The 13311-nt window shown below is 62.7% G+C and carries 10 protein-coding genes and 1 pseudogene; 5 read left to right on the top strand and 6 right to left on the bottom strand.

The features are described 5' to 3' along the window. Positions 1 to 273: 273 nt before the first annotated feature. On the bottom strand, positions 274 to 507 hold the full coding sequence (locus JMJ56_RS18955; protein WP_202833345.1) for a transposase: 234 nt from the start codon (positions 505 to 507) through the stop codon (positions 274 to 276). Positions 508 to 918: 411 nt separating this feature from the next. On the opposite strand from JMJ56_RS18955, the gene JMJ56_RS18960 reads away from it, so the two are divergent. Together JMJ56_RS18960 and JMJ56_RS18965 are read left to right on the top strand one after the other, a co-directional pair. Beyond that, the gene (locus JMJ56_RS18960; RefSeq protein ID WP_202833346.1) at positions 919 to 1305 is read left to right on the top strand and encodes a hypothetical protein; all 387 of its coding nucleotides are present in this window, start codon (positions 919 to 921) and stop codon (positions 1303 to 1305) included. Next, the gene (locus tag JMJ56_RS18965; protein WP_236037988.1) at positions 1284 to 2021 is read left to right on the top strand and encodes a beta-eliminating lyase-related protein; all 738 of its coding nucleotides are present in this window, start codon (positions 1284 to 1286) and stop codon (positions 2019 to 2021) included. The genes JMJ56_RS18960 and JMJ56_RS18965 overlap by 22 nt, the downstream gene beginning before the upstream one ends. Positions 2022 to 2249: 228 nt before the next feature. On the opposite strand, the gene rpoD is transcribed toward JMJ56_RS18965, so the two are convergent. Next, positions 2250 to 4115, bottom strand: a complete 1866-nt coding sequence (gene rpoD, locus JMJ56_RS18970; protein ID WP_236037990.1) for an RNA polymerase sigma factor RpoD — start codon at positions 4113 to 4115, stop codon at positions 2250 to 2252. A gap of 973 nt (positions 4116 to 5088) precedes the next feature. Continuing rightward, the gene (locus tag JMJ56_RS18975; protein ID WP_202833348.1) at positions 5089 to 5325 is read right to left on the bottom strand and encodes a hypothetical protein; all 237 of its coding nucleotides are present in this window, start codon (positions 5323 to 5325) and stop codon (positions 5089 to 5091) included. Between the two features lie 251 nt (positions 5326 to 5576). On the opposite strand from JMJ56_RS18975, the gene JMJ56_RS18980 reads away from it, so the two are divergent. Together JMJ56_RS18980 and JMJ56_RS34920 are read left to right on the top strand one after the other, a co-directional pair. After that, positions 5577 to 6287: an IS6 family transposase gene (locus JMJ56_RS18980; protein ID WP_328702423.1), complete on the top strand. Its 711-nt coding sequence runs from the start codon at positions 5577 to 5579 to the stop codon at positions 6285 to 6287. A 1847-nt stretch (positions 6288 to 8134) separates the two neighbouring features. Beyond that, positions 8135 to 9592, top strand: coding sequence for a calcium-binding protein (locus JMJ56_RS34920; RefSeq protein WP_268885043.1), 1458 nt, complete (start codon positions 8135 to 8137; stop codon positions 9590 to 9592). 82 nt (positions 9593 to 9674) lie between these two features. Here the strand turns inward: JMJ56_RS34920 and JMJ56_RS18995 are convergent. Further along, positions 9675 to 10472, bottom strand: a pseudogene (locus tag JMJ56_RS18995) (IS5 family transposase). Between the two features lie 234 nt (positions 10473 to 10706). Then, positions 10707 to 11099: a RidA family protein gene (locus JMJ56_RS19000; RefSeq protein WP_202833352.1), complete on the bottom strand. Its 393-nt coding sequence runs from the start codon at positions 11097 to 11099 to the stop codon at positions 10707 to 10709. A 329-nt stretch (positions 11100 to 11428) separates the two neighbouring features. Between JMJ56_RS19000 and JMJ56_RS19005 the strand changes: the two genes are divergently transcribed. Continuing rightward, positions 11429 to 11890 carry a nuclear transport factor 2 family protein gene (locus JMJ56_RS19005; RefSeq protein WP_202833353.1) on the top strand — a complete coding sequence of 154 codons (462 nt, stop codon included), beginning with the start codon at positions 11429 to 11431 and terminating at the stop codon, positions 11888 to 11890. 173 nt (positions 11891 to 12063) lie between these two features. Here JMJ56_RS19005 and JMJ56_RS19010 read toward each other — a convergent pair whose 3' ends face one another. Continuing rightward, positions 12064 to 13080, bottom strand: a complete 1017-nt coding sequence (locus tag JMJ56_RS19010; protein WP_202833354.1) for a zinc-dependent alcohol dehydrogenase family protein — start codon at positions 13078 to 13080, stop codon at positions 12064 to 12066. Positions 13081 to 13311: the final 231 nt, after the last annotated feature.

Genomic DNA, 13311 nt, shown 5'->3' on the forward strand with positions numbered 1-13311 from the left:
CGGAGCAGTTCATTGTCCATGATCTCCAAAGTGGGACTTCAGGCCTCATCCTGCCCGGATAGGCTCGCAACAGAGCACCCGGGTGTAACCGCGAACGCGAGGACGCGGCCTGCGCCGTCCACGACCAAGTGGATCTTGGTGCCCCGCCCGCTACGCGAGCGGCCTATGGCCTGGAGGTCAGCCCCTCTTTTCCGCCAGCGGCCGAGCGGTGCGGCTTGGCGGTGGTGCTGTCGATCAGTTGCAACCCACCGGGTGTGGCCTCGACCAGGGCGGCTAGCATGCCCGCCCAGATGCCCGGCCCGACCATCGATGGTAGCGGTTGTAGATCGTGGTCGAGGGACCGTAGCAGACCGGGCAGTCCTGCCAGCGCCCGCCATTCTTCAGCATGTGCACGATGCCGCTGATGACGTGCCGGTCGTCCACCCGATGCGCGCCGAGCTGGTTAGTCGGCAGCAGTGGCTCGATCGCCGCCCACTGCCGGTCCGACAGCCAGAACTCTCCTGCCATGGCTCAAGCTCCATCATCTAGCAGCTTGAATCACATCCCCTCGCGTCGCGCATAGAACTGATTGGGTTTGGAGCCTAAAGTAATTTAGTAAGACTAATTGACTGTCTGTAAATGCGCCGGTGGACCGGATCTTGAGAATCGGACGCGACCAAGAGCCCAAGACTTTATGGTCGCTAGCAGTTTGCAGGCGGTCAATAAGAGTCCGCTTTAGGATGAGCGTGGAACGGCCGCACTCGACCCGAAGCGGACCCAACCGACGGCGACCCGGATGGCCGGGCTTGGCCAAAAGCGGCCTGTCCGCTTCCTACATAGGATCCCATCGAAGCGGACTTGGCGATCGAGATCATCCGCGATCCTTGCGCCCCAGCCGCCATCCTTGCGGACGGCTGAGCTGCGATTAGGCTACCTGCCATGGTTTCAGCCGACTCTTCTCGACCGCAGCTAATCAACGCCCGCGGCACCTTCACGCCGCTCGGCGTGTCCCGCTCGTCGCCACGCATCGCAGCGGCTGCCGCGGCCGCCTTGGCCGATTTTGCGATCGTGGAAGATCTGCAGGCCGCGGCGGGGGTCGCGATCGCCCGTCTGAGCGGAGCGGACGCTGAGAGCGTCGTACATTGCGCCGCTGCCGCCATCACGCTCGCCGTTGCGGCCACGATGACGGGGGACTTCCTCGCTCGGGTGGTGGCCCTGCCCGACACGCGTGGGATGCGCAACCGTGTTGTGCTGCCTCCACCCATGCCGTCAATTATGGCCATCCGATTCAGCAGGCTGTGCGCTTGGCCGGGGCGGTGCCGGTAATCGTCGGCGCACCAAGGCTTTGCACCGTTGCGGACTTGGCACCAGAGCTGGAGCACCCCGACGCTACCTGCCTGTTGTTGGTCTCATCGCGCCTCGTACAGGGAAAGGAGCCGGACCTCGCCAGTGCGGTGGCGGCTGCCCGCTCCCAGGGCTTGCCAGTGATCCTGGACGGCGCTGCGCAGGACTTCCGGATGCGCCAGTTGCTGGCGACCGGTGCCGACCTTGTGCTGGTCAGCGCGCAAAAGTACCTGGGCGCCCCGACCGCAGGGCTGGTGATGGGGCGCGCGGGCTTGGTTGCGGCCGTCCGTGCCCAGGAGAAGGGGATCGGGCGAGGAATGAAGGCCACGAAGGAAGCCATTGCGAGCGTCCTGGCCGCCCTGGCCGAACAGGAGGAGTTGAACATTGCCGCCTGGGCCGCGGCCCAGGCCCGCATCGTGGATGAATTCGCCGCACGTGCCGGGACGCTGCCCGGTCTTGCGGCATGGGCCGAGCCCGATCCCACCGGCCTGCCCTTTCCACGGGCGCACCTTCGGGTCGACCCCGACCGAGCCGGGATGGGTGCGCCGGAGTTGGCGATGGCGCTGCGGGCAGGCAGTCCATCGATTTGGATGATGGATCATTGCGCCGAATTGGGGGAACTCGTGTTCGAACTCGTCGCGTTGCGGACCGATGAAGTAGAGGCGATTTTAGGCCGCCTGACGGCGCTCATGGCCTAACCTCTTCCGCCGAGGAGGGGGAACAGAAATCGGCTTACCTTCGCGGTCCACCTGCTGCGGTCAGCAAATTCAAACAACGCGCTGTCCACTTTCAGAATGGCGGGCAGCAGCCTCAACGGACCGGATAACTATGTCTGCTTCCCCCCCCTCTCAGGCGTTCGCCGCTCATTCCGAAGCCGGCTCTTACAGCCCAAGTTACCTTTGGCCCTGCTCGTCGCTAGCAGACTGCTACTCGAGGAAGCTGCGAAGTGCCCGCGAGCGTGTTGGGTGCTTCAGCTTCCGCACTGCCTTGGCCTCGATCTGGCGGATGCGCTCGCGGGTCACGCCGAACTGCTGACCAACCTCCTCCAGGGTGTGGTCAGTGTTCATGCCGATGCCGAACCGCATGCGCAGCACCCGCTCCTCGCGCGGCGTCAAGCTGGCCAGAATCCGGGTGGTGTTCTCCCGGAGGCTCGACTGCATCGCCACGTCGTCCGGCGACACGGCATCCTTGTCCTGAATGAAGTCGCCGAGATGGGCATCCTCTTCGTCCCCCACCGGGGTCTCCAGACTCACCGGCTCGCGGGCAATCTTCAGCACCTGCTTAATTTTGGCGACCGGGATGCCCATTCGCTCGGCCAGCTCATCGTCGGTCGGCTCGCGCCCAAGGTCATGCATCATCAGGCGGCTGGTGCGGTTCACCTTGTTGACCGTCTCGATCATATGGACCGGCACCCGGATGGTGCGCGCCTGGTCGGCGATGCTGCGGGTGATGGCCTGGCGGACCCACCAGGTTGCATAGGTCGAGAACTTGAAGCCGCGGCGGTACTCGAACTTATCGACCGCCTTCATCAGGCCTATATTGCCTTCCTGGATGAGGTCGAGGAACTGCAGGCCGCGGTTGCGGTACTTCTTGGCAATGGCCACCACCAGCCGGAGGTTGGCGTTCACCATCTCGGTCTTGGCCGCCGACATCTCCCGCTCGCCTCGGGAGACGGTGGCGTAGATGTCGCGGAACTCAGGCAGCAGCAGCCCAGTCTCCACGGCTAGCGCCGCTATCTCGGCCCAGATGGCCTCGGCCTCGGCGCCATGCCGGATGGCGAGCACCTTCCAGCCCTTGCCCGGGCGGGCGTCAGCCCCCTGCAGCCAGGCCCCGCCCGCCTCAGCACCACGGTAGACCGCGAGGAAGCTGTCCCGCTTGACGCCCGCCGCCTCGGCCAGCCGCAGCAGCCGGCCTTCGGCCGTGGTCAGCCGCCGGTGTAAGGAGCGCACGCCCTCAAAGAGCTCGGCCACCCGGTTGGCATGCAGGTGGAGGCTGGCGATCAGCCGGGCCAGCTCGGCTCGCCCGGCGGCATGGACCACCTCCTCCTCGGCACTGAGCCTGCCACCGGGTGCCTCGGTCGGCAGGCGCCGGGCCTGCAGCTCGTGCAGGTGGCCATGGACCGTGCGGATGCCCTGAAGGATGGTGAGCACCTCCGGCCGGGCCTTGTCCTCGCTGGCGGTGATGGAGAGAGCCGCAGGACCCTCGTCGTCCTCCGCCTCGTCAGCTCCGGCCACCGCCGCTTCCGATTCCGCCAAATCCGAGACGGCAACTTCGTCAGCCTCCGGCTCCACGGCGTCGGCGCCGAGTGTAGCCTCCAGGTCGATGAGGTCGCGCAGCAGCATGCGGCCGGAAACCAAGTCCGCCTGCCAGCGCAGCAGCGCCTCGGCCGTGGTCGGAAGCTGGCTGAGGCCACCGATCATCATGGCCCGCCCGGCCTCGATGCGCTTGGCGAGTGCTACCTCGCCCTCGCGCGACAGCAGGGCATGGCTGCCCATCTCGCGGAAGTACATCCGGGTCGGGTCATCGGTATGCCCATCGCCGCGGACGTTGCCGCCGTCCTCTCCGTCTGGCGCATATTCAAGGGCGGCAGCCGGAGCTGGGGCATCCTCATCCTCGGATGCCTCGACAACCTCAATCCCCAGCCGGGCTAGGGCCGCCAGGGTATCCTCGATCACATCCGATGAGGTCTGCCCCGGTGGCAGGGCGGCCGCGACTTCGGCATGGGTAACATGGCCACGCTCCTCGGCCAGCATTACCAGCTGGCGCAGCTCAACCAGAGTGGCCCCAGGCATGGCGGCCTGCAAGGTTCGCTCACGCTCGTCAAAGTCGACTTCCAAGGGATTGCTCATCCGTGATCCCACAATTCCCCGCAGCGCCCCTTTGGGGTTCCTGGCAAGGCAGGTTTCATAACGGCTCGCTATATGGCGAAGCCGTGACGCTGAAACCAGGGGTGCGATTGCCAGAGCCGCAGGCATCGCTGAGGGCAGGTCGGGCGAGGTGGCGGTGACCACTTGGCGCAACATGCTGCTAGGTGCCGTCAGCCGCTACGGTGGCCCGCTCGGCACCGTACCGCCCACGCTTCGCAACAAAGTCATGTGCCTGGCTGCCGCCAAGCAGCACAGCCAAGTGCTTCATTAGCTCCCCACGGCCAACTGGACGGATGCGGTTATCCACGCCATGCTGGGATGCGACTATAAGCCAAGTTCCCCAGCACAGAGGCCGGTGCCAGTGGAGGCCAGGATGTCGGCAATGCCGCCAAGCTCGATGAGCTGGCAGCGGCATTGACGAACTTAGGCTTAACGGCGCCAGCGAGCACGGAACCGAGGTTGTGTCCCGAGCGCTTCCGAGCCTCTGTCAAATGCGAGGTGCCGCAGAGGCACCACTCCAGCATGTTATCGGTGAACTTGCCTGGTACGCACTGCAGGTGGAGTGCGTTCTGAAGCGGAAGCCGCTTACCGCTGACGGAGTCCGGTCAGCTCGTCTGGCAGAAAGGCCATCGCGGGCACCGAGCCCCGAGCGCTACGCGGGGCTGGGGCGCAGCGAGGGGTAGTCGTCGGCTTCGGTAGTCAAACCCAATTCATTGAAATGCAGTCCGAAGATCCGAGTATGTACCCCTCTAACGCCGTTCCTCCCGCCAAAGATGATACGAACGTTGGGGCTGGGGTGCGTTCACCCGTGCCCCGGGAGGCCATAGCCTTCCTCCCATGGCCACTATCCGCCGAGCGCATGTCTGGCTGGTTGTCGTCCTGATTATGCCTGCCGCCCTCAAGCCGACGCCTGTTGCTCGTCGACGAGGCGGCGGACGCTCTCGATGTGCTCCTGGCAGTACGCGGCCAAACGCTTGGCACGCATGACCAGCAGCTCGATTTGGTCGATGTCGGGAATGCGGCCCTGCGCGGGCCTCAGCTTCGCGGAGATCGCAAGCAGCTCGCGGTAGGCATCCTCGAAACGCTCGGGAACCTTGTCGTCAGGCTTTCCGATCGTGACCTGGGTCTCGCTCATCTTCACTCCTTTCGCCTACTACGCCGTTATGGGATGCCGTCTCGGCTTTGCCGGGCGCTGAGCCAGACGGCTGCAGCATGATGGCGCCGTCGCGCATCTCGGCACGGATGACTGGTGCGGCCGCCGCGAGTGCGGCAGTTGGGAGTGGCGCGCCATCGGCACCGCGCAGAACTGGGTTCCGTTGCGTCCTTGCGGCGCCCTGCCGAGCAGGTACAAGCCGCGGTATGGCGAGACGGCGACGAGTAGCCTCGGTGAGGCCGGATCAGTCCTTCAAAGGTCGGCAGTTCACCGCCGAGATGATCCTCTGGGCGGTCCGCTGGTATCTGATGTTCCCGATCAGCTACCGCGATCTCGAACTCATGCTGGCCGATCGCGGCATGGAGATCGCACACACCACCATCTTCCGCTGGGTCCAGACCTACGCACCGGAGATCGAGAAGCGGATCCGGCTGCATCTGCGGCAGAGCAATAGCTCGCGGCGAGTGGACGAGACCTACGTGCGGGTGAAGGGGCGCTGGACCTACCTGTATCGGGCGGTCGACAGCCGCGGCCAGACGATCGACTTCCTGCTCTCGGCCAAGCGCGACGCTGAGGCTGCAAAGCGCTTTTTCCGCAGGGCTCTCGGGCAGCCGCATACGTTCAACCCGCGCACCATCACAGTGGACAAGAACCCCGCCTACCCTTGCGCCGTCACAGAGATGAAGGAGGACGGCGAACTGTGGCGACGCTCGCAGCTACGACAGTGCAAGTACCTCAATAATATAGTGGAACAAGATCACCGGCGCCTGATATGCCTGGTCAGACCGACGCTTGGCTTCGGCGGTTTCCACACGGCACGACGGACACTGGCAGGCTACGGGGCGATGGCAATGATCAGGAAGGGGCGGGTACGGAAGGTTGGCGGACGAGACACGCGGACCCAAGCCACCTTTGTCGCCAAGCTGTTCCAAGTCGCCGCCTGATCCGGAGCCTGTTGCCGCTATTCGCAATTCGCCGCGAACTTCGCAACGGAACCATGCTGGGAGACCGTGCATGACGGTGAGAGCAGCTGCCTCATTCCTGGCTCTTAACGTTCGGATGATCCCACGGCTGGTCGAGGCGGGCTGCCTCGACGCCGCTGGACCATTTGGTGTGAAACGTCGGCTTGGCCGCCGTGCCGTCACGGCCGCGTCAGTGGCATTGTCCTCAAGTCGGTTCACGACAGCAGCCATATTTCTCGGCTCGACGATTTCGTGCTCGTTGTATGAGCTCGCTTCACAATGGCTTCGCCAGTCGCCTAAGCAGGACGGTGGCTGTGGCGAGGACGAAGAAGGCGATGGCAGAGTCGGACGTTGCTTCGTGGTCGCGTGCGAGGCAGCGGCATCGCTCGGTCCGTGCGAAGGTCCGCTCGATGAACCAGCGACGGGGCTGAAACGCTAAGACGCGCTGTCTCGGTGTCGGTCCGACGAGTTCGAGGCGGGCTGGTGTGGCGTTTGCGACCCCGATGCACGCGGGCACCGCGCGTGTCGTCCCGTGCTAAAGCGATTTCCGTTCGCTATGACTCACGGGTCTCATCATAGCCTGTTGTTTGGTCCAGCAAATTACTCCGATGGGGTGACTCTGCATCATCGAAGTTTGCACTAGTCACTTATACCTGGTCCGATTAATCCCAACCAGTCGGTGGTGAAGAGCCACGCCGACGTGGCCCGCCCTGACCTCAGCGGAGGCGCCTTACCGCGCGAGGCCGATCAATGGGATTGGCATTAGTCCCATCTTTCGGATCACATACATAGTCTTGGCTACGGGGTGCCTCACACGCAGGCCCAGGCTTCCATCCGCTGTTAAGCCCATTCGCATTTTTTGCATAATATCAACTACGTTTCGCACTTAAAGCGTATGCATCTTCGCATTTTCAGAATTACAAAGCGCTGCGAGTGGCTGAAATTTGCAAGCTGGATTTCGCAGGTTTCGAATTGCGGCCCACCATAAAAACCGACACTTCCACTGGATATTTTGGTACAGCTTCGCCACCTGACCTGACGCACTCATTAGCTAAATGAACCTGCACCGCGAATCGAAAGAGAGCCTCCAGGACTGAGCCGGGGCTCCAGTGTTCCGGCCCAGAAGTTTCTAGTTGGTTCCGTGTGCTTGTGATGCCTTCTCAGCAAGCTGTGCCGCAGCTGTCGTACAGCTGGAACTGCCGACATTGCCAAAATCGACATAGGCCAGTTGGCGGCTGACGGGCTCGTCCGGGCATCTGCCGGACCATACCCGGTCAGCCAAAGCGCTGCTCAATCCGACCGTGCACCGAGACTGCTGGTCGAAAAGCGGACGGAGAAGCCCTGCACACCCTTGATGCCTAACTTTCTCGGGCTGGTGAAATCGAACCGGTGGCTTCGAGGCCTCGGCGAAGGCGACCAGCATTTCGGCAAGACGCACGACGTCGCCGAGCTGACGATGGCTCAGTCCAGCCGCAGTGGCACGCGTCGTGCAGGTCGTTCCGTCATGGTCGGTGACTCGGGTCGGCTGAGCTGTGGTGACGAAGCATCGAGGTCGCTACGCTCATAGGCTGCGATCTCCTCGGCAACCGCACTGTCCTCATTCGAATACAACACTTCCATTTTGGAGCAGCAATGGAAAAAGTGATTCGGGGCAGGGCGTAATGTAACCTGATGAACAAATTTCGCGCGGTGGTTGGACGTGGTGGCATGACGCTAAAGAGAAACATTGCTGAGGTGTTTTTTGAGGCTGATTACGCATCCGGCCAGATTGCTTCTCCGTAACCCAAGAGATGAGCCGATGGGTTCATCATATGGGAGAGATGCACATCATGGCCTGGAAGCACTTTGATTTGGCGTCGATCACCGATTGGTTGAAGCACGGCGAGCGTCCATTCTCTTTTTTCCTTCATGGCCGCAACAACGACCTAGCCATACTGGACGTCGCCGGGGACGACGCGGTCGCCAAGAATCTCGGCAAGGGTGAGGACACGGTTTTGGTTAAGGGCATGGCTGAGCAAGTGCGCCTGACCTTCACCAGCGCCGAGGTCGGCAACGGCAATCCCCTCGATTCTAATACCATGGCCAACCAGGATGGTGGCCTCGCCGTCCGGCTACAGGCTGAGGACGGCGCCGGTAGCGTCATCGGTCCCATTAGCCGCTTTGACGATGAGGGAATCACCTTCCGCTCCGCCAGCCCGGGCCTGACCTTCGACGTCCGCGACCTTGTCGCAGGCACGCAGCGCGGTGACCAGTTTGAGGCGGTTACCTTGGGCACCGCCAAGAACGACCGCTATGACGAGAGCGGCAGCCGCGAGGCCTATTATATCAATGCCGGTATGGGTAACGACACCCTCATCGGCGGAAAGGGTAATGACTTCCTGGTCGGTGGCGCCGGCGACGATTGGCTGCAGGGGGGCCGTGGCGATGATTCGCTGCTCGGCGGCGCTGGCAACGACACCGCCGTCTTCATGCCGTCGCGCGATGGAGCCGACGTTACTGACCTTGGGGCCGGCAGCGACGTCGTGCTGGTGCAGCATGGCCAGGGTGAGCAGATCCGCTTGACCTTCACCAGCGCCGAGGTCGGCAACGGCAATGCCAACGACAGCAACACCATGCTGAACCAGGACGGCGGGCTCGCGGTCCGCTTCCAGATGGAAGACGGCGCCGGTGGTCTGCAGGGTCTGGTCAGTCGGTTCGACGACGAGGGCATCAGCTTCAAGGCGACCGGCGGCTCCACCTTCGACGTGCGTGACCTGGTCGCAGGCACCCAGCGTGGCGACCAGTTCGAGGTGGTCCAGCTCGGCACCATGGCGAACGACGTCATCGACCACGGCAACGACCGAGAGGCTTACTACGTCAACGCCGGCATGGGCGACGATGTGGTGACCGGTGGCAGAGGCCGCGACTTCCTGGTCGGTGGCGCCGGCAATGATACCCTCAGCGGCGGCGCGGGCCAGGATTCGCTGCTCGGCGGCGGCGGTGCTGATACCTTCGTCTTCAACGCCTGCGAGACCGGCCCCGACAGCATCATCGACTTTAGCGTAGCCGATGACATCATCCAGCTGGATGCCCAAGTCTTCCAGGGCCTCTCCTCCGGTGCGTTGGCAGGGGAGGCCTTCGCGCTGCTGTCCGACGGCGAGGCAGCCCAGCATAGGGTTCTCTACGACGCGGGAACCGGCAACCTCTTCTTCGATGCGGACGGCGGCTCGCGCGACGATCTCGTCAACTTTGCGAAGCTGACCATGATGCCGGCGGGGGTGTCGGCAGCGGACTTCATGATCGCCTGAAAAAACTGAAAGGTTGGGAGGACGTATCCTCCCAACCTTTCTATTCTTATTACTAACTGTCTGCGAGCCCGTTTGGGAATGGTCAGGGATGGGCGACCTTGCGGAGCAGGAGCGCGCCGAGGCTGATGCGGATCATGGCTTCGCTGACGTCGCAGCGACGCCCATAGTCGTGAACGATGCGGCGCCAACGCATCATCCAACCGAATGTCCGCTCGACCATTCAGCGTCTGGGCAGGACTTGGAAGCCCTTCTGCTCAGACAGCTTACGCACGATCTCGACGACGACGTCGCGGTAGGTGGCCCCGGCTCATCAGCTTGTCACGGTCGTAGGCGTCATCGGCAAAGAGATGTTTCAGCCATGGCCACCGTTTACGGACCGCCGTGATGATGCGCTCTGGCCAAGCCGCGTTTCGGATGTCCGCCGTGGTCAGGTTGACCATGAGCCGATGCCCGTCCGTGTTCACTGCAACGTGGCGCTTGCGGCCCTTGGTCCGCTTGGCAGCGTCGTAGCCTTGACCGTCTGGCTGCCAGCACGCCCCGCTCGGTCTTGCCTCGCGGCCCTCCCGCTCACGGTCCAACATCAGCGCGACATCGTGGATGGTTTGAAACAGCAGGCGCCGGGCGAAGCGCCGGAACCATTAGTAGCCGGCCTTTTATGGCCCGAAATGCACCGGCAGCATCCGCCAGCCACAGCTCGACCGAACCAGGTGCGGATCGCGTTCAGCACCTCTCGCATGTCAGCGCCAGGTGGCCTGCCACGCCTGGCCCGAGGCAGCAGCAGCGGCCGAACCGCAGCCTATTCCTCGTCCGTCAGGTCAGTAGGGTAGCGCAGCCGACGCTCAAACGCCGTCTGCCGCGTTCGGTGCTCCTTGATCCGCATCCTGTCCATCTGGGCAGAGCCACAACTTGAAACACTGCCGATCGCACAGTCTCAAACAGGATCTTAGCGCATTGCAAAAGCCGCAGCCCGCGCTCTGCAACCAACCTCAAGTGCTCGAACAGCATAGCACTCTGAAGTCGGTTGCACTGCTGCCGACATAGGCAGACCGCTGCAGGCTACTCCGAGCGGACTTCTTCGCTGGGCTTTACAGGATCAACCTCGCCCCGGTGCTGTTCAACCGGGGATACGCGCGATGACCTTGATTTCGAAGTCGAATCCCCCAAGCCAGTTGACGCCAATGGCTGTCCAATTTGGATAAGGCGGGTTGGGGAAGACTTCGCCTTTTACGGCCAGGACCATGCGGAATTGATGTTCGGGGTCGGTGTGAAAGGTCGTCACGACAACGATATAATCGAATCCGCAACTACCCGCTTGTAAGGTTGCCTCAAGATTGGCGAACGCCAAACGAACCTGGGTCTCAAAGTCCGGCTCGGGCGAGCCATCGCTGCGACTGCCGACCTGACCGGACGCAAACAAGAGATCGCCTGATCTGATCGCTGCGGAGTAAGTCTGTGACGTGTAGAGGTCATGCCGCCCGGCGGGGAAAACGGCATCACGTTGGGACATATGGACTCTCCTACTGTGGGCGGCCTGCGAAGCACGCGATACTGAGTGTCGATCGAAGCGGCACGAATGATGGCGTCGCGCCGTCCGCGGCCGTGCCTCGACGGGGTGATGAACTGGAAACGGCCGAAAGATGAGTGCCCTCGGCTACGAAGGGGGAAGATCCTTTGATTGGCCTCCCGTGCCGGTGTAACCGAAGCGAAGAAGATCAGAATCGACCGGCATCGCCCTTTCCGATCGTTAAACAGGATCAGGGCCGTACGTGCTTTGGTCACCATCCACCGTAAGGAGATGGTCAGCGATACGGTCGTTGCGGCTTCGCTGAGGTCCTCTTGGGTTTCCGCAAGGATGAGCAGGACGAAGCCGGTTGCCACCACGGCTCTTTCAAAACCACTTGGGCGAGGTTCACCGTGAGCGACCAGGTTAGTCGGAACAAGCAGGCGGCGATGGACTTCTATAACCTGATGTTCAACCAGTGCCGCCCGGCGGAGGCGGTCGAGCAATATGTCGGCGACCGCTACATCCAGCACAACCCCATAGTGCCGGATGGCAAGGAGGGCTTCGTTGCCTACTTTGAGCGGATGGCGAAGGAGTATCCCGGCAAACGCGTCCATTTCGTGCGGGTGCTGGCTGAAGGTGACTTCGTCGTCCTTCATACCCGCCAAGAATGGCCCGGCGATTCAGATTGGGTAAGCATGGACATCTTTCGCTTCGAGAAAGGGAAAATTGTCGAGCATTGGGACGTGTTGCAGCGTGTCTCTGCCGAAGCCGCCAACCCCAACACCATGTTCTAGATTCATCGGGAATGGTCACCTGTTGACTGCTCCGAAACCAGAGCGCAGCGAAGCCAAGCCTTCAAGCCGCTCGCGCAGGGGTCACTTGCCCAGCGTGGAGGGCTTGGCTGCTTTGAATGCCTCGTTGCGAAGGGGAGACCGATGATCAGGCAGCCGGTCGTCCGCACGACGCGTCAGGCAGCGGCCCGCTGGCTCGGGTACAACGCTCCCGCCTCGCCCGACACGTCGATCACGATTTTTCCGCGCAAGCCGCGCGTGCTCCCATTCTCCAGGAGATCGTGCGCCTCGCCTATGCGCGCGAGCGGAAACGTCGCGCCGATGACAGGCTTCACCAGACCCCGTTCAACCAGATTGGTCAGCGCGTCGAGCTTCCCGCGATTCTGGCGGGTGAACACAAAGTGGTAGGCAGCGTTCTTGCTCCAGGCCTCGATGAGGTTCTGAGGTTGTGTAATATCAACGAGGCTAACGACGCGACCGTAGGCGGAGAGCGTCAGCGGGCTCCGTGCCAGCGTGTCACCACCAATGGTGTCGAAGACGACGTTGACGCCATCTCCATCAGTTTGTCGAAGAACAGCCTTTACATAGTCCTCTGCCGTGAAGTCTAGCGTCTCATCTGCGCCAAGGGAGCGCACGAAATCATGATCGCGGGCGCGGGCCGTTGTGATCACCCGCGCGCCGATCGCTTTGGCGACCTGGATCGCAATCGTCCCCACGCCACCCGCTCCGCCGTGAATCAATACGGCTTCACCGACCCTGAGCTGCGCGCGTTGAACGAACGCCTCCCAAACAGTACCTCCCACAAGTGTCAGGCTTGCGGCCTCGATGTGCGAAAGGTTCCTGGGCTTGCGGCCCACTAGCTCCACGTCAGCGACGTGTTGCTCGGCATAGGACCCGGCGCCACCGAAGATCTTTGGCGTGTAGTAGACCGCATCGCCGATCCCGAACTCGGTAACATCGGACCCAACCTCTGCAATGACGCCGGAAATGTCGTGGCCGATGATGGCAGGCAGCGGTACGTGATCCGCGTAGTCACCACGACGAATCTGGCAATCCAGCGGGTTTACGGCAGTCGCGTGCACGCGGACCCGCACTTGGCGCGGCCCGACCGGCGGCACCGAAACCTCGCGCAGTTCGAACGCGTCCATTCCGCCGAAACGGGTGAGAACGGCAGCCTTCATGGTTTGGGACATGGTAGATTCCTTTTCAACAGTGAATGACCCAGTGGCTGGCGGGGCCCCGCTCAGAACTGGCGCCAAGTCGCCGGAATGCCGACTGACAGAAGTGCACGCCGCTCACGTCGGCACCTGATGCGAGCATTGTGCCGGCAACGTCGTAGCCGAGGATGGCCGGCGGCCTTGGCGCCAGATGCTATGATCGACAGGGTTCACGCTGGTGGCTGTGGTCGCCACCACTGCCTTGCC

The sequence above is a fragment of the Belnapia arida genome (assembly GCF_016773205.1).
In the GTDB taxonomy this organism is placed as follows: domain Bacteria; phylum Pseudomonadota; class Alphaproteobacteria; order Acetobacterales; family Acetobacteraceae; genus Belnapia; species Belnapia arida.

Coding starts and splice junctions, on each gene's coding strand:
- JMJ56_RS18955 (WP_202833345.1), bottom strand. CDS start 507: ATGGCAGGAGAGTTCTGGCTGTCGGACCGGCAGTGGGCGGCGATCGAG.
- JMJ56_RS18960 (WP_202833346.1), top strand. CDS start 919: ATGGTTTCAGCCGACTCTTCTCGACCGCAGCTAATCAACGCCCGCGGC.
- rpoD (WP_236037990.1), bottom strand. CDS start 4,115: ATGCCTGGGGCCACTCTGGTTGAGCTGCGCCAGCTGGTAATGCTGGCC.
- JMJ56_RS18975 (WP_202833348.1), bottom strand. CDS start 5,325: ATGAGCGAGACCCAGGTCACGATCGGAAAGCCTGACGACAAGGTTCCC.
- JMJ56_RS34920 (WP_268885043.1), top strand. CDS start 8,135: ATGGCCTGGAAGCACTTTGATTTGGCGTCGATCACCGATTGGTTGAAG.
- JMJ56_RS19000 (WP_202833352.1), bottom strand. CDS start 11,099: ATGTCCCAACGTGATGCCGTTTTCCCCGCCGGGCGGCATGACCTCTAC.
- JMJ56_RS19010 (WP_202833354.1), bottom strand. CDS start 13,080: ATGTCCCAAACCATGAAGGCTGCCGTTCTCACCCGTTTCGGCGGAATG.